Below are 25,859 nucleotides of genomic sequence, written 5' to 3' on the forward strand. Positions count from 1 at the left end.
CTCCTGGTCCCTGATTTAGACTTCTACGCCCATGCCTTTAGCTTTGGCGATTACATCTTCAATGCGACCTACCAAACGGAAAGCATCTTCAGGCAAGTGATCGTATTTACCGGCAAGGATTTCCTGGAATCCTTTGATTGTTTCTTGAACCGGTACATAAGAACCTTTTTGGCCTGTAAACTGCTCAGCCACGTGGAAGTTTTGAGATAGGAAGTTTTGAACGCGACGAGCACGGTTAACCGTTAACTTGTCTTCATCGCTCAACTCATCCATACCAAGGATTGCAATGATATCCTGTAGTTCACGGTAACGCTGAAGCGTTTCCTGAACTTGACGGGAAACTGCATAATGTTCTTCTCCAACGATTTCAGGCGACAATGCGCGTGAAGTCGAAGCAAGTGGATCCACCGCTGGGTAGATACCCATTTCAGAAAGTTTACGCTCAAGGTTAGTTGTAGCATCCAAGTGGGCGAAAGTTGTAGCAGGAGCCGGATCCGTATAGTCATCGGCTGGTACATAGATCGCTTGAATTGATGTTACAGAACCAGTGCTTGTAGTCGTAATACGTTCCTGCAATTGACCCATCTCAGTAGCAAGTGTCGGCTGGTAACCAACGGCAGATGGCATACGGCCAAGTAACGCTGATACCTCAGAACCTGCTTGAGTGAAGCGGAAAATATTATCGATGAACAATAGTACGTCCGCGCCTTGTTCGTCACGGAAATATTCAGCCATTGTCAAACCGGACAAAGCTACACGCATACGTGCGCCAGGCGGCTCGTTCATTTGGCCGAAGACCATTGCAGTTTTCTTGATAACGCCGGAATCGCTCATCTCGTGGAATAAGTCATTTCCTTCGCGTGTACGCTCACCAACACCGGCGAATACAGAAAGACCGCCGTGCTCTTGAGCGATGTTGTTGATCAGTTCCTGGATAAGAACTGTTTTACCTACACCGGCACCACCGAAGAGACCGATTTTACCACCTTTGATGTAAGGGGCAAGCAAGTCAACAACTTTGATACCTGTTTCAAGAATTTGAACTTCTGTGGAAAGATGCTCAAATGTAGGTGCTGAACGGTGAATCGGGTCGCGGCGTTCAGTTGCCGGGATTTCTTCACCTAAGTCGATTACTTCACCAAGTACGTTAAATACGCGGCCTAGTGTTACTTCTCCAACTGGAACAGTAATAGCGCTGCCCAAATCGGTTACAACCGATCCACGCTGCAATCCATCAGTGGATTCCATCGCAATCGTACGAACAGTGTCGTCGCCAAGGTGCAATGCTACTTCTAAAGTCAAAGTAACTACTGCCTGACCGGGACGATCAATTTTTACAGTTAGGGCGTTGTAGATTTCTGGAAGATGGCCATCGGCAAACTTGATGTCTACAACCGGACCCATAACTTGAAGAACGTGTCCTGTGTTCATGCTATTCCCTCCTGTCTTACTTTTATTGAAACTATATCTTTTATTTAAATTAAATTTATCTTATCCAAATAATTAGAAGTAATGATTCAACATAGCCGATATTACGCAAAACAGCTTCGAAGACAGTAGACGTGTCCTGCACGGATACTGTCTTTGCGACGAAGTGCGCAGCACTGCAGGAGCACGATTTTAAAGCTGCTCCTGCATCGCTTCGCTAGCTTCGTCGCAAAGCCTTGCCCTCGCAGGCGTCGGTCAAGACTTGGCTAGCACTGAGCTAACTCGGGCTCGTTGCACTTCGCCCGAGTGGATCTCAGCACTTCGCTTGGTCACCATGGCGTCTTCGCTATTTTGCTTCATATCTTAGAGACTGGCTCTGAAAAAGTCACTTTCTAAGCGCCGGCGCGGTTCAGGACTGGGCGGAGCAATAAGACGAGTGGTTTTCTCGGCTTATTGCGGGAGCCTTGTCCAAAGCGCCAAGCGTCAGATTAGTGTTGAATCGTTAAACCAATTTATATAGACCAAAAATTTTTTTACTCTAGTGCCGCTGCCCCACCGACGATTTCAGTGATTTCCTGAGTGATCGCAGCCTGGCGGGCACGGTTGTATGATAGTGTCAATCCGTCGATCAATTCGGACGCATTGTCGGTCGCGCTCTTCATTGCTGTCATTGAAGCCGCATGTTCACTTGCTTTGCCGTCAAGAACGGCACCAAAAATCAGGCTTTCTGCGTATTGTGGAAGAAGAACTTCCAGGATTGCTTCAGCAGATGGATCGAATTCGTAAGAAGAAGTCGCTCCAGTCGGCTTGATATCCGTCAAAGGCAGTACCTTCGTTTCAGTGACTTCCTGCTGAATAGCTGAGACAAAGTGATTATAGTACATATAAACTTCGTCATATGCACCTTCTGAGAACATACCAACAGCTTTGCGCGTAATTTCTTTGATGTCAGCAAATGATGGGTGGTCTGGAAGCGCGATTGTGCTTTCCAGGATGGTCATCCCTTGTTTCGCAAAGAAATCCCGACCTTTACGGCCAATGCTCAGGATAACAAATTCATCGTTCGACGTATGGCGTTCACGGATTTTATTGCTCACAGTACGCAAGATGTTACTGTTGTATCCGCCAACCAACCCACGGTCAGATGTGATTACAAGGTATGCGGTTTTGTTCACTGGGCGTGTTGTCATCATCGGATGGCTTGCGTCATTCGATCCGGCAGCTATTGAAGCTACGACGTCCTGTATTTTCGCCATGTACGGAACGAATGCTTTCGCATTCATCTCGGCACGGTTCAATTTAGAAGCAGAAACCATTTGCATGGCTCTTGTAATTTGGCTTGTTTTCTTCGTTGACGTAATTCGGTTTTTTATGTCGCGTAAAGATGCCACTGGTATTTCACCACCTTATTATTTTTTCTTCTGATCCTGCTGAAATGCTTACTCTGATTTTGCGAATGTGCGTTTGAAATCGTTGATTGCCGCGCCAAATGCTTCGTCAGAAGGCAAACCTTTCGTAGTGCGGATAGTTTCCAAAACTTCTGTGTGGTTTGTATCCAACCAGCTAGTCAACTCAGCTTCGAAACGGGAGATATCTTTGATTGCAATATCGTCAAGGAAGCCTTTTGTCAATGCATAGAAGATAACAACTTGTTTCTCAACTTTGATCGGGTTGTTCAAGTCCTGTTTCAGAACTTCAACAGTCCGTTTACCGCGCTCAAGCTTAGCAGCTGTAGCAGCGTCAAGGTCAGAACCGAATTGAGAGAATGATTCAAGTTCACGGAATGCCGCCAAGTCAAGACGCAGCGTACCCGCAACTTTCTTCATCGCTTTGATCTGAGCTGAACCACCAACACGTGATACAGAAAGACCCGCGTTTATCGCTGGGCGTACACCCGAGAAGAATAGATCAGACTGAAGGAAGATTTGTCCGTCAGTGATTGAGATTACGTTTGTTGGGATATAAGCAGAGATATCGCCAGCTTGCGTTTCAACGAACGGCAATGCTGTGATTGAACCTGCACCAAGAGTTTCGTTCAACTTCGCTGCACGCTCAAGAAGGCGTGAGTGCAAGTAGAATACGTCACCTGGGTAAGCTTCACGGCCCGGAGGACGACGAAGCAATAGTGAAAGTTCACGATATGCTGATGCTTGTTTTGTCAAATCATCATAGACGATAAGAACGTGTTTGCCTTCGAACATGAATTCTTCGGCCATAGTGATACCAGCGTAAGGAGCAAGGTACAATAATGGTGCCGGCTGTGAAGCAGATGCCGTCACGACGATTGTGTAGTCCAAAGCGCCATTTTTACGGAAAGTTTCAACTACGTTACGTACAGTTGATTCTTTTTGTCCGATAGCAACATAGATACAGATCATGTCCTGGTCAGCTTGGTTCAAAATTGTATCGATCGCTACAGATGTTTTACCAGTCTGGCGGTCACCAATGATCAATTCGCGTTGTCCGCGACCGATTGGCACTAGTGCGTCAATCGCTTTGATACCTGTTTGAAGTGGTTCATGAACAGATTTACGTGCCATAACCCCTTGTGCAGGGCTTTCGATTGGACGGGATTTCGTAGTGTTGATCGGGCCTAAGCCGTCAACTGGCTGTCCAAGCGGATTTACTACACGTCCGATAAGTTCTTCTCCTACCGGTACTTCCATAATACGGCCCGTACGACGCACTTCATCGCCTTCTTTGATGTCTGCGAATGGCCCAAGGATGATGATACCAACATTATTGGCTTCCAAGTTTTGTGCCATACCCAATACACCAGTAGAGAACTCAACAAGTTCTCCAGCCATGACGTTGTCGAGGCCATGAGCGCGAGCGATACCATCACCAACTGTGATTACTGTACCGACGTCGTCAACTTTCATCTCTGATTGGTAATTTTCAATCTGCGCTTTAATCAGACCGCTGATTTCTTCAGCTTTGATGCTCATGTATGTCACCCTCTCATAATTTCATTAATTAACCGATCAATTGACGCTGCAGGCGAGCCAATTTCGTGCTGACGCTGCTGTCATAGATGCGGTTTCCGATTTGAAGACGCAATCCGCCGATTAACGATGGATCTACGATGTTTTCAATTCGCAATGCCTGTTTACCTACTTTTTGTGCAAACACAGTGGAAATCGAAGTGCGTTCCTCTTCTGTCAAAGGACGAGTTGAGTAAACTTTTGCATCCTGGATTCCCTGTGCATCGTTGGACAGGCTGATGTAAGCATCGACCAAGTCCCCTACTTCATTCAAACGTCCGCGCTCAGCAATCAATTGGATTGTGTTAATCACGTATTGATTGCCTTGCTTGAACAATTCATTGATCAGGTTGATTCTTTTTTCAGATGATAATTTCGGTGAAACCATCAGTTGATAAAGTTCAGGAGTGGTAGCGAAGACTTTTTTGACTTCGCGCAGGTCCTGTTCTACTTCAGCAGTAACCTGATGTTTCTGCGCCGTTTGGAACAATGCTAAAGCATAGCGTTCTGCAGCCTGACTCATTGCACTTCGCCTGCCTTCGCAATCGTTTCATTAATCAACTGGCGGTTGTCTTCCTCAGAGATTTCTTTTTCAAGCACTTTCGTAGCTGCAAGCAATGACAATGCCACAACTTCTTCACGAACTGCCGAAATCGCTTTGTCTCTTTCGTTGGCAATCTCAAGAACCGCCGCATCTTTCATGCGTCCAGCTTCAGCGCGTGCCGTCGTGATGATTTCCTCACGCGAAACTTCGCCTTGCTTTTTGGCGTTCTCTACGATTTCCTGTGCTTGTGTGCGCGCATCTTTCAGAAGGTTGCGCTGTTCTTCAAGCATTTTCTTGGATTCCAGACGGCTGTTTTCAGCAGTTTCGATTTCACTTGCGATCAAGTCTTCACGTTCCTGCATTACGCCCATCAAAGGTCCCCATGCGAATTTTTTCAATAGCAACATCAATGCGATAAACACGATCAACGTTGCTGCGATATCTCCAACATTCAAAAACTCCCCGGTAGCACCGAGTACGAGGTGATCAAAAAACACGATTGTTTCACTCCCTTCAAGAGCCTAAAAGTACGTTTCTTCTATAGTAAGATCTTTAATTGCTGCAAGATGATTTTTCGGTTGTAAAATGATTCATAACAAGCGTAAATGGCGAAAAACATGCCGAAGCATTCTCGCCATTTAGCTTTTTATCATTAAATAAATTATGGACGGTTCATAACGATGAACGCGATAACTACTGCGATGATAGGAAGTGCCTCTACCAAAGCAACACCGATGAACATTGTTGTTTGAAGAACGCCACGAGCTTCTGGCTGGCGAGCGATACCTTCAACTGTTTTCGAAACGATAAGACCGTTACCAATACCTGCACCTAGTGCTGCTAAACCTACTGCAATTGCTGCTGCTAATAAACCCATTTTAAAATGTCCTCCTCAGGATAATTGTTTTTTTGTTTTTTGCCGCCGATTAAGGCGATTTTATCTCAATGGTCGTCGGCAACTTTATGCGAAATATAAACCATTGTCAACATAACGAAAATGAATGCCTGGATAGCCCCGATAAAGATCGAGAATCCTTGCCAAGCCATCATTGGAAGCGCGGCTGCGGCAAACCCGAATATACCTGCTCCACCTAAACCTGCCAGTAATCCCAAAAGGATTTCACCGGCAAAGATGTTACCGTAAAGACGCAGACCAAGTGTCAGCGTATTCGCAAATTCCTCGATGATCTTCAACGGGAACAGGAATGGCATCGGCTTCAGATAATCCGCTCCATAATTTTTCAAACCTTTTTGCTTGATGCCATAATAATGGCTCAAGATGATGATTGTTGCTGCGAGTGTCATTGTGACAGTCGGATCAGCTGTAGGTGATTTCCACCAAAGATCTCCGTTGACAATGATTGAGAATGGCAGACCCAGCATATTCGAGACGAATATGAACATAAGCAGTGTGATTCCGAGTACATGGAATCGCCCACCGTCTCTCCAGTCCATATTGCTCTTTATGATACCCTTCACGAAATCCATGATCCATTCCATGAAGTTTTGCATCCCAGTCGGTTTCAGCTTTAAGTTCCGCGTTGCAAAGAATGCGATGAGGAACACGATAAGAGCGGCTACGATAAGCATCATAACGTTGGATAAGTTAAACCAAACACCGAACAGCGGATCTTGCCACATAGGAGCTCCATGATCCACGATAGTTTCACCTCTCTTTCCACATTCTTAATGGTGTTTCACGTGATAGATGATTCTCTCTGCCAAAAGCAGGATATAAGGAATCATCAATCCAATTACCGTACTGACCAAGTGAATGTGCTCTGCGAACAATATCGCAATCGCAACAGCTGCAACACCTGATGCAAACCGTAATGCCGTTCCAAGGGAACGAACTTTCGAGCCTTCAGCCACCGCCCGGTCAAATTTGTCCATCCGGCGAACCAGTATCCACATATTATAAATGCCGAACAAAGTTCCGATGATCAGACCCGCAAAGATGTCCTGGTACGGGGTGAATCCCCAACCGAGCACACATATTGCGAGGATAAAAATGATTATCCTTTTCAGTCTTGTGAAAATCTCCCTGAGTCCATCCATTTTTTTACTTGTCTCCTGATTCGAATTTTCGGACGGTCTGAAGCATTGCCCAGACGCCTGCTGAGATGCCTGCGAGAAGGCAGATGACCAGAAATAGCGGGGCGGTTCCGAACTGATCATCGAGCCACATACCTGTGAACGCACCGATGAGTACGGACCCGACAAGTTGTGAGAGGATGGCGCTGTAAAGTGCCATCGCTTGTAAGGGACTTTTTTTCGGGTGCATGATAAACCCCTCGAAATTCGTTGATTTGACATTTTACCCCTAAAAAAGAGCAGTCGCATCAGGCTTTTACCATAAAAAATTATGTAAAAAAACCTTCTCATGCATACCCTTTGTAAGCATACAATAGGGGTAAAATCATGTCAATTGATAGAAGTGAAAAACTTCACAAGCAAATTTACCCCGACATATTGTGGACAAAAATTCACAAATAATTTATTTGGCGTCGAAATACTGATGAAGCGCTTCGACAATCCGTACCGATGCCTTGCCGTCGCCGTATGGATTTGATGCATGTGACATCGCTTTATAAGCCGCTTCATCTGTCAACAGCTCTTTCGCCAGCCCATAAATCGTCTCTTCATCTGTTCCAGCGAGCTTCAATGTTCCGGCGTCGATGCCTTCCGGACGTTCAGTCGTATCGCGAAGCACAAGTACCGGTTTGCCCAGTGACGGCGCCTCTTCCTGAATACCGCCCGAATCCGTCAATATAATGTAGGAACGCGCAGCGAAGTTATGGAAATCCAACACTTCAAGCGGTTCGATCAAATGGATGCGCGGGTCGCGGCCAAGCACTTCATCCGCTACTTCACGCACGGCAGGATTCATGTGAACCGGATAAACAACTTGGATGTCGTCATGCTCTTCGATCAGGCGCTTGATCGCGCGGAACATATTGCGCATTGGCTGGCCTAAATTTTCACGGCGGTGAGCCGTCAACAGAATCATACGGTCGCTGCCGATTTTTTCAAGGATCGGATGCGAATAAGTTTCTGTTACAGTCGTCTGCAGCGCATCGATCGCTGTGTTGCCCGTAATATAGACAGCTTCTTCTTTTTTGTTTTCAGCCAGAAGATTCTGTGCCGATTTTTCAGTCGGCGCAAAATGAAGATCGGCGATGACGCCAGTCAACTGGCGGTTCATCTCTTCCGGATAAGGAGAGAATTTATTGTGCGTGCGCAACCCTGCTTCCACGTGGCCGACAGCTATCTGATTGTAGAATGCCGCCAAACTCGCAACAAAAGTCGTCGTGGTATCGCCATGGACCAGCACAATATCGGGTTTCGCTTCTTTCATCACTTTATCGAGGCCTTCCAGTGCACGGGTTGTAACTTCCCCGAGCGTCTGACGGTCTTTCATGATATTCAAATCGAAATCCGGTGTGATTTTAAATGTTTCCAGAACCTGGTCGAGCATTTCACGGTGCTGGGCTGTGACAGTTACCAGCGGCTCGATGGTTTCAGGATGTCTTTGAAGCTCCAGTACAAGCGGCGCCATTTTGATGGCTTCCGGGCGCGTACCGAAGATCGTCATCACTTTCCACTTCTTCGTCAAAAGGATCAGCCTCGCTTTGTTATTTGGATAAGAAAATAGAACCTTAAAACTGATGGTCTATATAAAAGGTGTTGCGGTGTCCAGACTCCAGCGGCCCAGCTCCTCGGGTCATAAGCCAGTATAGCTATGCGGCAAAAACCGCCGCTCCGCTATCCCGTCTTATGCCTTTCGAAGCTTAACGGGCGCTGTCGCTTTTCTTTATTTAGTACCAAACAAACGGTCTCCAGCGTCTCCAAGACCTGGAATGATATAGCCGTGGTCGTTCAGTTTTTCATCAAGTGCCGCGATGTAGATATCCACGTCCGGATGCGCTTCCTGTAATGCTTCCACGCCTTCCGGTGCCGCAATGATGCACATGAAACGGACTTTCACCGCTCCGCGTTTTTTCAGTGAATTGACAGCTTCGATTGCCGAGCCGCCAGTTGCCAGCATCGGATCCACTACGATAATCTCACGTTCCTGGATATCCGAAGGCATTTTGAAATAATACTCGACAGGCTGCAGCGTTTCAGGGTCACGGTATAAGCCGATGTGTCCGACTTTTGCGGCTGGAATCAGTTTCAAAATCCCGTCGACCATTCCGATGCCTGCGCGCAGAATCGGTACGATCGCCATTTTTTTACCTGCCAATACATTTGCTTTGGCAATCTGCACCGGCGTTTCCACTTCAATTTCCTTCAGCGGAAGATCACGGGTTATTTCAAAAGCCATCAATGTTGCTATTTCATCCACCAATTCGCGGAACTCTTTCGTTCCAGTCGATTTATCGCGGATGTACGTCAGTTTATGCTGAATCAGCGGGTGATCAAAAACATATACTTTTCCCACGGCGTATCTCTCCTTTTTCCACATTATCTTCAATAGTATAACAGAAATTGAAGGGCTCTGAGCCTTCATGGGAGCATTGTAATTTTTCTGAAATTTTAATTGCCCAACAATTTTTATAAATCCCGCACGGCTTTATTCCAAATAAAAAAACCGGAGCATCTGCTCCGGTCTACAAAAGGTTGGCATCTTCAAGCGGCATCGGCCGGTAAAAATAATATCCCTGGCCAACGTGGCATCCCAGATCCAGCAACAGCTGTTTCTGTTCTTCCGTTTCCACGCCTTCCGCCACTGCGGTCATATCCAGGTTTTCCGCCAATTGAATGATCGTGCGGACAATGGCAAGCGTATCCGTTTCATGCATTTTCGAAATGAAGGACCGGTCGATTTTAATCTCACTGACCGGCAGCTTCTGCAGATAACTTAAAGAAGAGTAGCCGGTGCCGAAATCATCCACCGAACTGGTGAAGCCGTATTTCGTCAATTGCTTGAAGATTTTTCTGGCGGCTTCGATATCGACAAAGCCGATGCGTTCTGTAATTTCAAGTTGGATGAGGCGCCGGTCGATGTTGTATTCCGCTGTCATGTCCACCAGATTCGGAACAAACGAATGATGGAAGAAATGATCCGCCGAAATATTAATCGCGACTTGCTGAAGATTCAAGTTATGCTCCCGACGATTTTTCAGCCATTCCATAACTTGCTTCAATACATTTTGTTCCAGTATTCGGATCTTCCCATTCTTTTCAGCTGCCGGTATGAAAACATCCGGAGCGATATTGCCAAGTTCCGGTGAATTCCAGCGGGCCAAGGCTTCGAAGCTCAATATCTTGCCTGTGCGCATATCCACTTTAGGCTGCAGATGGACTTTTATTTCTTCACGGCGCAGGGCTGCAGTCAGTTCATTGGCTATGCGAAGATTCCGCATCATGTACTCATCGTGTTCATTTTCGTAATAGCAGATGGATTCACCTGCACGAAGTTTCGCTTTCGATAATGCACTGTCTGCATAACGGATGATTTCTTCAACATCCTGCTGCATCGCCGTTATGATGGAAACACCTGTTTTTAGTGATAGGAATAATTCCATATCCCGCACTGTGATCGGCTCCGCCAATAATTTGCCCAGCTCCTCGAGGTAATCCGGAATCCGGTCCAGCGGCATCAGGCTGACCAGTGCCAGCGTCGAATCTGAGAAGCGTGCAATCAGCGCCTCTTTTGAAGAAGTGGCCATACCGAATCGTTTCCCGATTTCCTGTATTAATTGATCTCCCGCACGGTGTCCGTATTGATCCACCACTTTGACGTATTCATCCACTGACAGGAAGGCGACAAGCCCTTCTTTATTTTCTTCCAATAAAGAAGCCAATTCGATCATGAAATAATTTCGGTTGCGCAGTCCGGTCGTCCGGTCGGTATAGGCAAGCTTCAGCATTTCTTCCTGCTGGCGGGAATATTTGACTGTCAGGGAAATCGTCGGAGCGATTCTTTCCAGGAAAGTATAATCTTTCTCATCAGGTATTGTCATAGAAGGAAAATAAATGCCGAGTGTACCGATGGCGTTTCCATCCTTGTCGAGGAAAGGCACGGACCAGCTGGATACAAAACCATATTGCTCAGCTATGTCGCGGTATTCAACCCATAATTCATCTTCAAGCATATCTTCAACAATCACTGTCTCTCCCCGGTGAAAAGCAGCGCCGCATGAACCTGATTCAGGAGTCGCTTTCTGCCCATCGATGAAATCGCGAAAACCTTTAGGCATGGACTTTCCTGCCACATCACGGAATTTGTCGTTTTCATCCACAAACAGGATGGTGCATGTCGTGCCGTCTTTGAAGAACGATTCAATGATTCTGCAGACATTTTCCAGCAAAGAACCGAGCATATAGCCTTTTTCGATGCCGGTATATGCTTCCTGCTGCAGTTGGATCAATGCTTCTTCCCTTTTCCGGTCGTTGATGTTTTTCATCAGCATCAACGTATATCTGTGCTTTCCGCCATCCACACTGATCGGCTGTATGGTGATTTCGTTCCAGAACGGATTTTTATTTTTATGATAATTAATGATTTCGAACGTATCGGCTTTGTCTGACAACGTGCATTCCCGGATTTTGGCACTGATGGCCTTGTCCGTTTTTTCCCCATGCAAAAAACGTCCGTTTTCACCTAAAACGTCGTTTTCGGAGTATCCCGTCATATCGTAGAATGCCTGGTTGGCATACAGGATCGGCTGCTCTTCAAGTTGTGAATTGATGACAACGAAACCGGTTTGGAATTCGACACCGAGGCGGCTGAGCCAATCCACAATTATGTACTTTTCTTTTTCTATTTTACTGTTTTGCATCCGGTACCCCTTCTTTCGTTATCTATGGGGAGAAAAATGCAGCTGACTGCCCTTGCCAGACAGCCGCTGCATTCCCTTATTTATAGAGCGGGAAGCTGGCTGTCAATTTAGCTGTGCGTTCAGCCGCTTCTTTCTTCGCTGTTTCATCTTCTGGGTTTTTAAGAAGCATCGCAATAATCGATGCGATTTCCTTCATTTCTGGCTCTTTAAAGCCGCGCGATGTTACCGCTGGCGTTCCAAGACGGATCCCTGACGTCACAAATGGACTTTCCGGATCGAATGGAATCGTGTTTTTATTCGTTGTAATGCCGACTTCATCCAAAACTTTCTCCGCTACTTTCCCTGTCAGGTTCAATGAACGCAGGTCAATCAGCATTAAGTGGTTGTCGGTGCCTTTGGACACAATATCAACGCCTTCAGACATCAAGCCTTCTGCAAGTGCGTTGGCATTTTTCACCACTTGATCGATGTAGTCTTTGTATTCAGGCTGCTGTGCTTCGCCGAATGCTACCGCTTTTGATGCGATTACGTGCATAAGCGGTCCGCCTTGAATTCCAGGGAAAATCGTTTTGTCGATTTTCTTCGCGAATTCCTCTTTGCAAAGAATCAAACCGCCGCGTGGACCACGGAGAGTTTTATGAGTTGTTGAAGTCACGAAATGTGCATGAGGCACCGGATTCGGATGAGCTCCTGTTGCAACAAGGCCAGCGATGTGAGCCATATCAACCATTAGATAAGCACCGACTTCATCAGCGATTTCGCGGAACTTCTCAAAATCAAGTTTGCGGGAATAAGCGCTCGCTCCCGCTACGATCATTTTCGGTTTATGTTCCAGTGCAGCTTCACGCACTTTATCATAATCGATCAATTGTGTTTCTTCATCTACACCGTATTCCTGGAAATCATATTGCATGCCGCTGAAATTCACTTTACTGCCGTGCGTCAAATGTCCGCCGTGGTTCAAGTTCATCCCAAGAATCGTATCGCCTTTTTCAAGAACCGCAGTATAAACGGCCATATTTGCCTGGGAGCCGGAATGCGGCTGGACATTGGCATGATCCGCGCCGAAAATTTCTTTCAGACGGTCTCTTGCGATATTTTCCACCACGTCAACGAATTCACAGCCCCCGTAATAACGTTTGCCCGGGTAGCCTTCCGCGTATTTATTAGTCAATACAGAGCCTTGCGCATCCATGACGGCCTGCGACACAAAGTTTTCTGATGCAATCAGTTCGATATTCGCTTCCTGGCGTTCTTTTTCCGCATTCATTGCTTCATATACTGCCTGGTCTTGCGCTTTAATCAAATCCATCCTGATTTCCCTCCTGTAATTGAACAAACTCACGATTGTAGCTGGCTCGTTCACCGCCGATCAATTTCGGACGGGTGGTGGCTGCAGAAACAATCGCATCTCCTATTAGTTTAACAGATGTACGCACTGGAACGGCTACTCTTTTTAAATGCATGCCGATCATTGTCTGGCCGATATCGATTCCGGCGTGCGCTTTGATTTCCTCTACCACTACGGGATCATGCATAGCACTGAATGCGTAAGCACTCATCGATCCACCGGCTTTGGCCACCGGAATGACGGATACCGGCTCCCAGCCGTATTTCTCAGCTGCATGCCGTTCAATCGTCAACGCGCGGTTAATATGTTCACAACCCTGGAATGCCAGAAAAATCTTATGGCGTTCCGCGAATTTCTGCAATGGTTCATACAAGCTTTCCGCAATATCCAGCCCGCCTCCTGTGCCGATATGCTGTCCGAGCACTTCGGAAGTTGAACAGCCGACAACAAAAACCTGGCCTTTCCTGAAATCAATTGTCTGTTCCAGTTCACCCAATGTTTCTTCTAGCTGCAATTGCCATAAACTTTGCATGCTGACCACTCCTTATTTTTCTAAGTCTGTGATTTTCTGAACCCGTTTCTCGTGGCGTCCGCCTTCAAATTCTTCTGTCAGCCAAGTTTTTGCGATTTCACGCGCAAGCCCCGCTCCGACAACCCGTTCACCCATTGCGAGGATATTTGAATCGTTATGCCCTCTAGTCGCTTTAGCGCTGAAAACATCATGCACAAGCGCACAGCGAATTCCTTTTACTTTATTGGCTGCGATCGACATGCCGATTCCAGTACCGCAAATCAGGATTCCGCGCTCCGCTTCACCGTTTACTACAGCTTCCGCAACCGGAGTCGCGTAATCGGGGTAATCGACAGAGTCATCGGTGTGCGGGCCGAAGTCCTTATATTCAATGCCCATCTCGTTTAAGAGATTGACCATTTCCTTGCGAAGATTGTTGCCGCCGTGATCAGAAGAAATAGCGATTTTCATGTATAACCCTCTTTTCTATTCTGTTAGCGCTAAAAGCAATCATTTACTTTTACACTTTGGTTTCATTTTAACACCTTTATGCGAAAAAACATATAAACGGTTAGTGTTATGGTTTTTTTGAGGTTGGGAAAATCAGCGCATAATAAAAACCACCCAAAATGACGGGTGGCAAAATTTTTATTTTTCCTGCAAAAGTTTAGTTTCCAGCCTGCCGATCAGTTCATGCAATTCGTCGAAAGTCTGTTGATACACTGAGACTGAGCCGCCGTATGGGTCACTTACATCATCAGCCGAGCCGGTCACATATTCTTTCAATGTGAACAGTTTCTCCGACATGTGCGGATGTTGTTGGCGGATCAACTGTTTATGGGAAAGGGTCATGGTCAAAATGACATCGGCCCATTCCAAATCTTCCGGAGAAAGCGGCCGTGACGTATGATTGAATTCAATTCCCTGCTCCGCAAGAACAGCTCCTGCATTTTGTGAAATCGGTGAACTGCCGGCAAAAACCCCCGCTGAACGGACTTCGATGCCGGTGATTCTTTTGGATTCCAAAATCGCTTCAGCCATCGGGCTCCTGCAAGTATTTCCTGTGCAAACAAATACAATTTTCATCATGTCACCTGCTTTCGAGAATTTTCAACTGAACCATTTATGATCTGCTGCTTTTTCCAGGCGGTTCATCATGAAATCACTGTCATTCCGCTCAGCCGGCACCCCGGCCAATATCAGATCCGCGTCGGTCATATCACATTTGCGCAAGCTGCTGTATAAAGTCTCTGGGCTCAACGGAAAATGAAAATCCGCTTCCGGATATTCATTGCTGCTGAGGACAGCGATTTTCTTCCCTTTGCCTTGTACGTGTTCGATTGCTTTATGGATCATTTTGCTGTCATCTTCAATCAGATAAACCGGGGCATCCGGTGCATAATGAGTATATTTCATACCTGGAGATTTCGGTGCGTTGCCGTGAAGTTCAGCAGATAATCTGATGGTACCGATGATGCTTTCAATCTGTTCTTTTGTTACATTTCCGGGACGAAGTATCACTGGCGGTTCGCTGGTCATATCAAGCACGGTCGATTCGATGCCGATTTTCGTCTGTCCCCCGTCAAGAATCAACGGTATTTTATCTTCCATATCGTGATACACATGTTCAGCAAGTGTCGGGCTCGGTTTTCCACTGGTATTGGCGCTTGGCGCTGCGACCGGCAATTGCAGCCGCTTCAAAAGATTCAGCGCCACCGGGTGATTAGGCACGCGGATTCCGACTGTTTCAAGACCAGCAGTCACATTCTGCGCAAAAATATGCGGCTTTGATTTCATGATAAGTGTCAAAGCTCCCGGCCAAAACGCATCCATCAATTTCAAAGCCTTTTCTGAAACTTCATCCACATAGGTAACTGCCGTTTCTTTTGAATCCACGTGCACAATTAACGGGTTGTCAGCCGGCCGCCCTTTTGCCTCGAATATTTTCCCTACCGCCTCGGCGTTGGTGGCATCTGCCCCAAGACCGTACACAGTCTCTGTCGGGAACGCCACGACGCCTCCCTGACGGATTATATCCACAGCCTGTGCATAAGTTTCTTCTTTATTCACATTTTTATCCACAAGAATTACTTCTGTACTCATTTCAGCAACTCCCATTTCCTCAGGTTTCTGCAGTTCTATCCACAAATTGTGTGTAACTGTATCATTATTATACCCAATTTGTGCACAAGTCAGGTGTTAATGCAAAAAACCATCCGGTCATTTTTGTTGATATCTTTTTTGCAGTAAATTTTCGCCTGTGGAAAAGCCTGTTTCAGCATCTTTTCCACAGCTTCTCCTTGTAAATGTCCGATTTCGAGACCGATAATCCCGGGTTTATTCAGCCGCTCAGGCAAATCTTCCATCATTTTATGGTAGAGCGCAAGACCTTCCTGCTCCGCGAATAAAGCCGAGTGCGGCTCAAAATCCTTCACACTGTCAGACATGGCTTCCGCTTCAGAATAAGCGATATACGGAGGATTTGACAGGATAACATCCCACTTCTGCCCTTTTAACGGTTCAAATAAATCCCCCAGCCTAAAATCGATTTCAGCACTAAGCTCCCTTGCATTTAGCTGGGCAGTATCGAGAGCCTTTTGCGAAATATCCGTCGCCGTAACTTTCGAAGAAGGCATTTCCTCTTTCATGGTTATGGCAATGATCCCACTGCCTGTGCCAATATCGGCAATGGAAGGGGATGGATTCGGAATATGCCTTTGAATCAGCTCCAAGGCTTCTTCGACCAGTTCTTCCGTTTCCGGACGGGGAATCAGCACATCGGGATTCACGAGAAATTTCCGTCCATAAAATATCTCATGCCCCGTCAGATGCTGCACAGGCGTCCCTTTTGCATGCTGTTCAATCCTTCTCCAGAATTCTTGAAAACTGGTGTTATCCATATCATCGCGCAGTGAAGCCAGAAGACCCGCTTGGCTAAGTCCCAGTGTGTGCTGCATCAAAATCCTGGCGGCTGCTTCTTCACGTCCATTATCCAGTAAATAAGAAGAAGCCCGGTTAAGGGCCTCAAAAATTTTATGTGGTTTATGCATTGTTCAAGCTTTCCATTCGCGCAGATTGCTCTTCAACGATCAATGCATCGATCAATTCGTCCATTTTCCCTTGAAGAATCTGATCTAACTTCTGGATTGTCAAACCGATACGGTGATCTGTTACGCGGTTCTGCGGGTAATTATAAGTGCGGATCCGTTCAGAACGGTCGCCGGTTCCTACAGCGGATTTACGGACAGCATCGTATTCAGCTCGAGCTTCCTGCTGGAATTTGTCGTAAACACGCGCGCGCAGAACTTTCATGGCACTCGCTTTGTTCTTGATCTGTGATTTTTCATCCTGGCACGTTACGACTGTATTGGTCGGAATATGTGTCAGGCGCACCGCTGACATCGTCGTGTTGACCGATTGTCCGCCGGCACCAGAAGATGCATAGGTATCCACTCGAATATCATTGTCATGGATTTCGACTTCCACTTCTTCCACTTCCGGCAGACAGGCTACTGTCGCCGTTGAAGTATGGATGCGTCCGCCTGATTCCGTTTCCGGAACACGCTGCACGCGGTGAGCGCCGTTTTCGAATTTCAGCTTGGAATAAGCGCCTTTTCCGGAAATCATGAACACAACTTCCTTGAAACCGCCAAGCCCTGTAGCCGACGAATCCATTATCGTCACTTTCCAGCCTTTCGACTCAGCGTAGCGGCTGTACATGCGGTAAAGGTCACCGGCAAACAGCGCGGCCTCATCTCCACCCGCTGCTCCACGCACTTCCATAATAACGTTTTTATCGTCGTTCGGATCTTTTGGTATCAATAAAATATGGAGACGCTCTTCAATCGCTTCCACTTTTTCTTCTAATTCGTTAACTTCTTCTTTGACCATTTCCCGCATGTCAGCATCCATCTTGTCATCGAACATCGCTTTGGCATCAGCCAATTGCGCTTTCAGATCTTTGTGTTCACGGTATGCTTCTACCGTTTCCTGCAAATCTGATTGTTCTTTGGAATATTCACGAAGCTTATTGGTGTCGCTGACAACTTCAGGGTCACTTAATAATTCATTTAAACGGTCGTATCGATCTTCAACAGCTTGCAATCGATCAAACATCGCCGTCACCTCAATTTCCTGTTACTATTTTAAATTGCTTCTATATATATATAAGATAAAATATTAAAATACTCAAATACCGCTTCGGCGCTTAGGACAGTACAAAGATTATGCTCCTGCGCACTGCTCGTCGCAAAGGATGCGCCATCTTCGTATGGCGAACCTTGCCTCCCGCAATAAGCCGAGAAGAGCACTCGTCTTCTGCCCGGTCGGCATTCGCCTGCTCCATAGGCGCGCCGACGCTAGATAAATTTCTAGAGATATGGAGCAAAACAGCGAAGACTCCCAGGGTGCAGAGGTAAATAATCGTGCTCCTGCATCGCTACGCTAGCTTCGTCGCAAAGACATAGCCTCGCACGCGTCGGCTAATGTCTTCGGAGCTGTTTTGCGGAATATCGGTTACTATAGATTCTATGCTCTACTTATTTATATTATATACGATACCTTTTTCATTCTGAAACGGTAACGCCTGATGGTACTTCGTGGTGATGGCGGCATCTTGGTTCGTATGCTTCTGAGGCGCCTACCAGGATTGTTGGATCGTCAGAACCCGCCGGTTTACCGTCAATCAGACGTTGGGTACGGCTTGCGGGTGAACCGCAAACTGTGCAAACTGCCTGTAATTTGGTAACTTGTTCAGCAATCGCCAGTAAAGATGGCATTGGACCAAACGGCTGCCCTCTGAAATCCTGATCCAATCCGGCAACTATAACGCGGAAGCCGTGGTTGGCAAGTTTTTGAACGTTTTCGATGATGCCGTCGTCGAAGAATTGTGCCTCGTCGATTGCAATTACATCGAATTCATCTGTAATGTATTCCCACATTTCTTCGGAATGGGAGATTGGAAGCGCAATTACTGTTGTGCCGTTATGGGATACGACCGCTTCTTCGCTGTAGCGATCATCGATTTTCGGTTTGAATACTGCAATTTTCTGTTTGGCGAATTGTGAGCGTCTAACACGGCGGATCAGTTCTTCCGATTTGCCGGAAAACATGCTTCCGCATATCAATTCGACCCAGCCTGTCTGTTTCATTACATACATTTTAGGGACCCCTTTCAAACACTTGGTTAGTTGGTTAGTTACCTTTTTAATTTTTAAAATCGATATTACGCAAAACAGCTTCGAAGACTTGACCGAAGCATGCGAGGTCATGTCTTTGCGACGAAGCAATGTAATTATTTATATAGTATTAATAATACCTAATTTCGGCATGCATTACCGCAATTTCTTGTAATTATGTAAATGGATTAACCGATAAAATGGCAAAAAAAAATCCTGCCCGGCGATTTCGCGCAAGGCAGGTATTTTTTTGTCCAGACTCCAGTGGCCCAGCTCTTCGGGTCATAAGTCACCCCAGCTGCGTGGCAAAAAACGCCACTTCGCTGGTTCGCCTTATGCCTGTCAGAGCTTAACGGGCACTTTCGCTTTTCTGTTTTATTCTTCGTTATTTGGGTTTTCTTCTTTGATACCGTATTTTTTGTTGAAACGGTCAACACGGCCATCAGCTGCTGCGAATTTTTGACGTCCAGTGTAGAATGGATGACATTCCGAGCAAAGCTCTACGCTGATATCTTCTTTTACAGATCCTGTAGTGAAAGAGTTACCGCAAGAGCAAGTTACTGTAGCTTGTTTGTATTCTGGGTGAATTCCTGTTTTCATGTGTTTTTCTCCTCTCGCCCTGAACCATCCGGAACAGAGTTTAATCTATTTTACTATTGCCTTACACGGCTCTTTAGGCCGTATATGCAATAGCTTTGCTTTTGACTCATTGATACTATCTTAACAAGATTTGATCTCTATTGCAAGAAATTAAATCGTCTTTTTTGATGCGCGATGAGCTTTCATTTCTGTGGTCAATTGAGCAAAAAAGTCTTCATTGGTTTGTGTCTGGTTTAATTTCTTCAGGAAACGTTCCGCAAAATCATGTGTGTCCGAGAATGTTTTACGAATCTTCCATAGCTTATCAAGTTCTTCTTTGCCAATCAATAATTCTTCCTTGCGTGTTCCTGAACGGCGAATATCGAGTGCCGGGAATATGCGGCGCTCAGCAAGGCTTCTGTCCAAGTGGAGCTCCATATTGCCAGTCCCTTTAAATTCCTCATAAATCACTTCATCCATACGTGAACCGGTTTCCACCAATGCAGTGGCCAATATCGTCAGGCTCCCGCCTTCTTCGATATTGCGGGCAGCGCCGAAAAATCTTTTCGGACGATGGAAAGCCGCTGGGTCAATCCCCCCTGAAAGTGTCCGGCCACTCGGCGGGATGACGAGGTTATAGGCACGGGCAAGGCGTGTAATCGAATCCATCAAAATAACGACATCGCGTTTATGCTCTACGAGGCGCATGGCACGCTCAAGAACCAGTTCTGCAACTTTCACATGGTTTTCCGGAATCTCATCAAAAGTTGAAGACACAACATCCGCATTTACTGAACGCTCGATGTCTGTGACTTCTTCAGGGCGCTCATCGATGAGCAGCACAATCAATTCCGCTTCCGGATGATTCGTAGTGATGGAATTCGCAATTTCCTTCAATAACATTGTTTTACCGGCTTTCGGCGGTGCAACGATCAAACCGCGCTGACCAAATCCAACAGGTGATACCAAATCCATGATGCGTGTTGATAAATGATCGTGGTTTGTTTCAAGACGAATATGGCGGTCCGGATACAATGGCGTCAAGCCAGGGAAATGGACCCTTTCTTTCGCGACTTCCGGATCTTCCCCGTTTACCGCTTCTACCTGAAGCAGACCGAAATAACGTTCATTTTCTTTTGGCGGACGAACTTTGCCCGACACCTTGTCTCCATTACGCAAGTCAAAGCGGCGAATTTGCGATGCTGAAATATAGATGTCCTGAGAGCTCGGTGAATAATTGATCGGACGCAGGAATCCAAAACCTTCGGATTGAATGATTTCAAGAACGCCTTCCATAAAGAAAAAGCCTTCCTGTTCTGCACGGGTTTTGAGTATCGCAAAAATCAGCTCTTTTTTCGTCAGTTTGCTGTAATTGACGAGCTTGTATTCTTTCGCTAAATTATAAAGTTCTTTTAAGGTCATATTTTCCAATGCGGATATAGTAATCGTTGACATGTATGAGGACACCACTCTTATTCTGATTTTTTTAGGAAATTGATATTGAGGTTAACAATTGGAAGATTTTAAAGAAGGAGCCCGGCTTTTAAGCCGGACCCATTTTTGAAGTTCTTTCATTAATCGTTCATCACGAGATTCGGTTTTTTCTTCAGACTGTGGCGCCCTTCCACAAAGCGTACGGTGCCTGATTTCGCGCGCATGACCAGCGTGTGGCTTTCTGCAAAGCCGCCTTTTAACTGGATGCCGCGCAATAATTCACCATCAGTGACACCGGTAGCTGCAAAAATCGCGTCGTCGCCTTTTACAAGATCATCCATCAGAAGAACCTTGTTTACATCGATTCCCATATCGATGCAGCGTTGTCTCTCTTCATCGTTCTGCGGAAGAAGTTTGCCCTGAAGCTCACCGCCGAGGCATTTTAAGCCTACAGCCGCTATAACGCCTTCGGGTGCTCCGCCAGCACCGAACAAAATATCCACGCCGGTTTCATCAAACGCCGTATTAATGGCTCCCGCGACATCCCCATCATTGATGAGTTTGATGCGGGCACCGGCATCACGGATTTGCTGGATGATATCAGCATGGCGTTCACGGTTCAGAACCGTCGCCACCACATCTTCAATATTCTTGTTCTTGGCTTTTGCCACAGCGCGGAGGTTATCGATGACTGGTGCATTAATATCAATTTTCCCTACTGATTCAGGGCCGACTGCAATTTTGTCCATATACATATCGGGTGCGTTCAACAGATTGCCGCGGTCGGCAATCGCCAAAACGGCAAGTGCATTCCAGCCGCCAGCTGCTACAATATTCGTTCCTTCAAGCGGATCTACGGCAACGTCCACTTCGGGACCGTTGCCAGTTCCCAGCTCTTCACCAATGTAAAGCATCGGCGCTTCATCCATTTCACCTTCGCCGATTACGACGACACCCTGCATAGGAATGGTATCGAACACTGTGCGCATGGCTGTGGTTGCTGCGTCATCCGCTTCATTTTTAAGGCCTCGGCCCATCCATTTGGCGGAAGCGATTGCCGCCGCTTCTGTAACACGCACTAATTCCATTGATAAACTACGTTCCATATTATTCGTTCCTCCCGTTCGGCTAACTTTGATAGTTGATTAAGTAAATCTTAAAAACCGATATTCCGCAAAACAACTTCGCTTTCCAAAACCCATGCTCCTGCATCGCTACGCTAGCTTCGTCGCAAAGCGCCAGCCGGAAGGTCTTTGGCCGCGCTTGGCTTGCACTGAGCTTGAAACACAGTTGGAAAGCCAACTGTGTTTCTGTCCCCTTAGGAGTCTCCGTTGTTTTGCTGCATATCTTGGACTCCCCTTAATCACATAGTGTGCTTAAGAGTAAAGATTTAAATACAACTAAACTAAATATATGTCCCTATGATTGTAACATATATTGTTAAGACGAATCCGGGTTAATTCGCGTCAGAGCTAAGGTCTGACCTCGAACTTGTTACAGGATCGATTGTCTCTCTGCGAATGTCAGCACCTAATCCACGCAATTTTTCAATGATTTCGGCATAGCCGCGTTCGATATGATAGATTTCACGGATTTCGGTTTCGCCTTCTGCAAGCAATCCGGCAATTACCAAAGCTGCACCCGCGCGAAGGTCAGAAGCAACAACGGTCGCTGAAGTCAATGGCGTCGGGCCAGTGATGATGGCTGCTCTGCCTTCGACTCTGCCGCTGGCGTTCATCCGGCGCAATTCGTCGATATGTTTGAATCTGGCGGAATAGATTGTATCGGTGATCATCGATGAACCTTCCGCCTGCGTCATCAGCACTGAAAATGGCTGTTGAAGATCTGTCGCGAATCCTGGGTAGACCAAGGTTTTCACGTCAATGGCCTGCAATTTCTCAGGTTTCGGAATATGAATCGATTCTTCGCCTTCCTGTACTTCAACGCCCATCTCACGCAGCTTGGCTGTCAAAGCTTCCATATGGAAAGGAATTACGTTATCAATCGTGATGCCGTCGCCGGCAGCAGCTGCAAGAATCATAAATGTTCCTGCTTCGATGCGGTCAGGAATGATTGTATGGTTTGTACCATGCAATTCTTCAACACCGTCAATACGGATTATGTTAGTTCCCGCGCCTTTGATTTTAGCGCCCATATTGGTCAACAAGGTAGCGACATCGATAATTTCAGGTTCTTTCGCCGCGTTTTCAATCGTTGTCTGGCCTTTTGCCAAAACAGCTGCCAGCATAATATTGATGGTAGCGCCGACTGATACGACATCCAAATAGATTTTAGCTCCGCGCAGCTCATCCGCGCGAAGGTAAATAGCGCCGTGTTCGTTCGTTACTTTAGCACCCAGTGCTTCGAAGCCTTTAATATGCTGATCGATAGGACGAGGTCCCAAGAAACAGCCGCCAGGCAGACCGATGGCCGCATGTTTGAAACGTCCGAGCATTGCCCCCATCATATAGTAGGAAGCCCGCAATTTTTTGACATTGCCATTTGGCAGCGGCATGTCGATCATATTGGTCGGATCGATGCTCATCGTGCCATCTTCAAAACTGACTTCCCCACCGATTTCTTCCAAAATCTTCTTTAATGTCCATACATCAGAAATGCCAGGCAAACCTTCAATCTGAACAGGTGAATTCGCCAAAATCGATGCGGGAATCAATGCCACCGCGCTATTTTTTGCTCCATTGACTTTTATCGTCCCAGACAGGCGTTTTCCGCCTGTAATTTTATAAACGTCCATCAGTATTCTCCTTTATCCTACTCTCACGGCTGTCGTAAACGGCTGCTGCCGCTCCTCCGAAAGCCGTGAAAGTCCGATTGGTCCAGTTTGCCTTACACATTCCGGACTCGGTTTCCACGTTATATTTTATCCTGTATTAACGGTCAGTTGATCTCCCACTTTTCCAAGCGGGAGATCAACTGACCCTAAAAACCCGATTGGATCAACTAACATTAAGCGGGGAAAAAATGCCCCGCTTAATGAAGTTTCTCTTTATTTTTCAGTCCGTTTTTCCCAGTCAGCCAAAAATGCTTCGATTCCTTTGTCCGTTAATGGATGTTTGAACATTTGCTCCATTACTTTAATTGGCATTGTACCAATGTGTGCGCCGTTCAAAGCTGCTTCCGTAACGTGTTGAGGATGGCGGATTGAAGCCGCAATAATTTCAGAATCAATGTCGTGGATCGCAAAAATTTCTGCAATCGTCGCAATCAGATCCATTCCGTTATGGCCAATGTCATCAAGACGGCCAAGGAAAGGCGATACATATGCTGCGCCAGCACGTGCTGCAAGTAAAGCCTGGTTTGCGCTGAAAATCAATGTAACGTTGACTTTTTTGCCTTCGCCCGCAAGAACGGCACATGCTTTCAAACCGTCTGGAGTCATTGGCAATTTCACTGTGATATTTGGTGCAAGTGCAGCCAATTCACGGCCTTCTTTAATCATGTTTTCTGCATCAAGAGCAATAACTTCGCCGCTGATTGAACCATCAACCAATTCAGCGATTTCTTTCAAACGATCGTGGAAAGAGACGTTTTTCTCTTTTGCCACTAGTGATGGGTTAGTTGTAACACCCGATAGGATGCCCCAAGAATGTGCTTCTTTTATTTCGTCAAAGTTTGCAGTATCAATAAAAAATTTCATAATATATTTCCTCCTGTAGTACGGAAAAAAGAGAAGGCGCCTTTTTTCGCTTCTTCTCTCCTCCATCTATTTGCATTCTGTCCTATTGCGCTTTGCCGGAACTTCCGAATTCACGCATTTTGCCGATTACTGTGTTTTTGATGGCTTCACGTGCAGGCCCCATGTATTTACGCGGGTCGTAGACAACTTTGTCGTTATCCAACACTTCACGGACCGCTTTCGCAGAAGCGATTTGGCTTTCTGTATTAACATTGATCTTAGCTGTTCCAAGTCCCACGGAACGCTGGATATCTTTGACTGGGATTCCAGTACCGCCGTGAAGAACAAGCGGCACATCACAAAGCTGTGAAATTTCTTCCATTTCTTTGAATCCAAGATTCGGCTCACCTTTATACGGTCCGTGCACCGAACCAAGGGCAGGAGCCAAACAATCAATCCCAGTCTGCTCAACCAATAGTTTGCATTCCTGCGGATCGGCGTAAATGACGCCATCAGCGATGATATCATCTTCTTGCCCGCCGACTGTGCCAAGTTCCGCTTCCACAGATACATTATGTTTATGTGCATACTCCACAACTTGTTTAGTTATCTCGATATTTTCTTCGAAAGGATGGTGGGATGCGTCGATCATGACTGAGGTGAAACCAGCATCGATTGCTTCCTTGCATTTTTCAAAGCTTGAACCATGATCCAAATGAATTGCCACTGGCACTGTGATCTTATAATCGTGCATAAGGCCTTTCACCATGTTTACAACTGTTGTGAATCCACCCATATAACGGGCTGCTCCTTCAGAAACTCCACAAATAACTGGAGAATTCTCTTCTTGCGCAGCCTGGAGAATCGCTTGTGTGAATTCCAGGTTGTTCAAGTTGAACTGACCGATTGCATATCCTTCTTCTTTACCTTTTATCATCATTTCTTTCATTGAAACCAATGCCATGACAAACTTCCTCCTCAGCGACTAAATAAAGCAAATACCTTCCCTATCATAACAAAATCTGTATCTATCCGCCACTTCCTAGTGTATCAGTCCTCTAACAATTTCTTTACAGTCTCGCGCAGTTCAAATACATCGAACGGTTTTGTGAAATGGCGAACCGCTCCCCACGTCTTCGCTTCTTCTATCAGATTCAATTCGCCATAGGCAGTCATCATCACTACCTGGACCCTTTCACATTCCCGCTTCATCTGTTTCAGGATTTCAATGCCGTCCATTCCCGGAATTTTCATATCCAGCAGGACCAGCTCAGGACGCATCTTTTCAAAAATATCCAGCGCCTCACGCCCGTTGCCGGCCGATAAGGTCTCAAATCCTTCTTTCGAAAATACTTCTTGCAATAACATCCGTATACCCGGCTGATCGTCCACAATCAAAATCGTCTTCATTTAGAGTCCTCCTATA

At 46.3% G+C, this 25,859-nt stretch carries 27 protein-coding genes; all 27 read right to left on the bottom strand.

Annotated features, from left to right (window positions below; translation table 11 throughout):
- Positions 1-15: 15 nt before the first annotated feature.
- Positions 16-1,431 (bottom strand): F0F1 ATP synthase subunit beta, encoded by a 1,416-nt coding sequence (gene atpD / locus AC2Q9J_RS09695; protein ID WP_101801439.1) that lies wholly within the window; start codon positions 1,429-1,431, stop codon positions 16-18.
- A 530-nt stretch (positions 1,432-1,961) separates the two neighbouring features.
- Positions 1,962-2,819, bottom strand: coding sequence for an ATP synthase F1 subunit gamma (gene atpG / locus AC2Q9J_RS09700; protein ID WP_499039379.1), 858 nt, complete (start codon positions 2,817-2,819; stop codon positions 1,962-1,964).
- A gap of 48 nt (positions 2,820-2,867) precedes the next feature.
- Entirely contained in the window at positions 2,868-4,376 is a 1,509-nt protein-coding gene (atpA, locus tag AC2Q9J_RS09705; protein WP_499039381.1) for a F0F1 ATP synthase subunit alpha, read from the bottom strand.
- 28 nt (positions 4,377-4,404) lie between these two features.
- Complete coding sequence (locus AC2Q9J_RS09710) at positions 4,405-4,935, bottom strand: F0F1 ATP synthase subunit delta (RefSeq protein WP_499039383.1); 531 nt, start codon at positions 4,933-4,935, stop codon at positions 4,405-4,407.
- The gene (gene atpF / locus AC2Q9J_RS09715) at positions 4,932-5,453 is read right to left on the bottom strand and encodes a F0F1 ATP synthase subunit B (RefSeq protein ID WP_499039385.1); all 522 of its coding nucleotides are present in this window, start codon (positions 5,451-5,453) and stop codon (positions 4,932-4,934) included. Before atpF ends, AC2Q9J_RS09710 begins: the two co-directional genes overlap by 4 nt.
- 164 nt (positions 5,454-5,617) lie before the next feature.
- Positions 5,618-5,833 (bottom strand): F0F1 ATP synthase subunit C, encoded by a 216-nt coding sequence (gene atpE / locus AC2Q9J_RS09720; protein WP_499039387.1) that lies wholly within the window; start codon positions 5,831-5,833, stop codon positions 5,618-5,620.
- 65 nt (positions 5,834-5,898) lie between these two features.
- Complete coding sequence (gene atpB / locus AC2Q9J_RS09725; RefSeq protein ID WP_499039388.1) at positions 5,899-6,615, bottom strand: F0F1 ATP synthase subunit A; 717 nt, start codon at positions 6,613-6,615, stop codon at positions 5,899-5,901.
- A gap of 27 nt (positions 6,616-6,642) precedes the next feature.
- The gene (locus tag AC2Q9J_RS09730) at positions 6,643-7,014 is read right to left on the bottom strand and encodes an ATP synthase subunit I (protein WP_499039390.1); all 372 of its coding nucleotides are present in this window, start codon (positions 7,012-7,014) and stop codon (positions 6,643-6,645) included.
- Positions 7,015-7,018: 4 nt separating this feature from the next.
- Entirely contained in the window at positions 7,019-7,240 is a 222-nt protein-coding gene (locus AC2Q9J_RS09735; protein ID WP_499039392.1) for an AtpZ/AtpI family protein, read from the bottom strand.
- Between the two features lie 213 nt (positions 7,241-7,453).
- Positions 7,454-8,572 (bottom strand): non-hydrolyzing UDP-N-acetylglucosamine 2-epimerase, encoded by a 1,119-nt coding sequence (gene wecB, locus AC2Q9J_RS09740; RefSeq protein ID WP_499039394.1) that lies wholly within the window; start codon positions 8,570-8,572, stop codon positions 7,454-7,456.
- 198 nt (positions 8,573-8,770) lie between these two features.
- Entirely contained in the window at positions 8,771-9,400 is a 630-nt protein-coding gene (upp, locus tag AC2Q9J_RS09745) for a uracil phosphoribosyltransferase (protein ID WP_499039395.1), read from the bottom strand.
- A gap of 169 nt (positions 9,401-9,569) precedes the next feature.
- Positions 9,570-11,744, bottom strand: coding sequence for an EAL domain-containing protein (locus AC2Q9J_RS09750; RefSeq protein ID WP_499039397.1), 2,175 nt, complete (start codon positions 11,742-11,744; stop codon positions 9,570-9,572).
- Between the two features lie 76 nt (positions 11,745-11,820).
- Positions 11,821-13,056 (bottom strand): serine hydroxymethyltransferase, encoded by a 1,236-nt coding sequence (gene glyA / locus AC2Q9J_RS09755; RefSeq protein WP_499039399.1) that lies wholly within the window; start codon positions 13,054-13,056, stop codon positions 11,821-11,823.
- A complete protein-coding gene (locus AC2Q9J_RS09760; protein WP_499039401.1) occupies positions 13,043-13,627 on the bottom strand; it encodes a TIGR01440 family protein in 585 nt (194 codons plus the stop codon). Before AC2Q9J_RS09760 ends, glyA begins: the two co-directional genes overlap by 14 nt.
- A gap of 12 nt (positions 13,628-13,639) precedes the next feature.
- Entirely contained in the window at positions 13,640-14,077 is a 438-nt protein-coding gene (gene rpiB / locus AC2Q9J_RS09765; protein WP_499039403.1) for a ribose 5-phosphate isomerase B, read from the bottom strand.
- A gap of 177 nt (positions 14,078-14,254) precedes the next feature.
- Positions 14,255-14,692, bottom strand: a complete 438-nt coding sequence (locus AC2Q9J_RS09770) for a low molecular weight protein arginine phosphatase (RefSeq protein WP_499039404.1) — start codon at positions 14,690-14,692, stop codon at positions 14,255-14,257.
- Positions 14,693-14,716: 24 nt separating this feature from the next.
- Positions 14,717-15,709, bottom strand: coding sequence for an L-threonylcarbamoyladenylate synthase (locus AC2Q9J_RS09775; RefSeq protein ID WP_499039405.1), 993 nt, complete (start codon positions 15,707-15,709; stop codon positions 14,717-14,719).
- 89 nt (positions 15,710-15,798) lie between these two features.
- Entirely contained in the window at positions 15,799-16,656 is an 858-nt protein-coding gene (gene prmC, locus AC2Q9J_RS09780) for a peptide chain release factor N(5)-glutamine methyltransferase (protein WP_499039407.1), read from the bottom strand.
- Positions 16,649-17,722, bottom strand: a complete 1,074-nt coding sequence (gene prfA / locus AC2Q9J_RS09785; RefSeq protein WP_499039409.1) for a peptide chain release factor 1 — start codon at positions 17,720-17,722, stop codon at positions 16,649-16,651. The genes prmC and prfA overlap by 8 nt, the downstream gene beginning before the upstream one ends.
- Positions 17,723-18,171: 449 nt before the next feature.
- Entirely contained in the window at positions 18,172-18,765 is a 594-nt protein-coding gene (locus tag AC2Q9J_RS09790; RefSeq protein WP_499039411.1) for a thymidine kinase, read from the bottom strand.
- Between the two features lie 393 nt (positions 18,766-19,158).
- Positions 19,159-19,383, bottom strand: coding sequence for a 50S ribosomal protein L31 (gene rpmE / locus AC2Q9J_RS09795; protein WP_499039413.1), 225 nt, complete (start codon positions 19,381-19,383; stop codon positions 19,159-19,161).
- Between the two features lie 150 nt (positions 19,384-19,533).
- A complete protein-coding gene (gene rho, locus AC2Q9J_RS09800) occupies positions 19,534-20,817 on the bottom strand; it encodes a transcription termination factor Rho (protein WP_499039415.1) in 1,284 nt (427 codons plus the stop codon).
- A 119-nt stretch (positions 20,818-20,936) separates the two neighbouring features.
- Positions 20,937-21,902: a class II fructose-bisphosphatase gene (gene glpX / locus AC2Q9J_RS09805; RefSeq protein ID WP_499039417.1), complete on the bottom strand. Its 966-nt coding sequence runs from the start codon at positions 21,900-21,902 to the stop codon at positions 20,937-20,939.
- 350 nt (positions 21,903-22,252) lie between these two features.
- Complete coding sequence (gene murA, locus AC2Q9J_RS09810) at positions 22,253-23,551, bottom strand: UDP-N-acetylglucosamine 1-carboxyvinyltransferase (RefSeq protein WP_499039419.1); 1,299 nt, start codon at positions 23,549-23,551, stop codon at positions 22,253-22,255.
- Positions 23,552-23,803: 252 nt separating this feature from the next.
- On the bottom strand, positions 23,804-24,454 hold the full coding sequence (gene fsa, locus AC2Q9J_RS09815; RefSeq protein ID WP_499039421.1) for a fructose-6-phosphate aldolase: 651 nt from the start codon (positions 24,452-24,454) through the stop codon (positions 23,804-23,806).
- An 82-nt stretch (positions 24,455-24,536) separates the two neighbouring features.
- Positions 24,537-25,397: a class II fructose-bisphosphate aldolase gene (locus tag AC2Q9J_RS09820; protein ID WP_499039422.1), complete on the bottom strand. Its 861-nt coding sequence runs from the start codon at positions 25,395-25,397 to the stop codon at positions 24,537-24,539.
- A gap of 86 nt (positions 25,398-25,483) precedes the next feature.
- Positions 25,484-25,843, bottom strand: a complete 360-nt coding sequence (locus AC2Q9J_RS09825) for a response regulator (RefSeq protein ID WP_499039424.1) — start codon at positions 25,841-25,843, stop codon at positions 25,484-25,486.
- Between the last annotated feature and the right edge of the window lie 16 nt (positions 25,844-25,859).

It is taken from the genome of Planococcus sp. RAB007_Raresut (assembly GCF_057369535.1).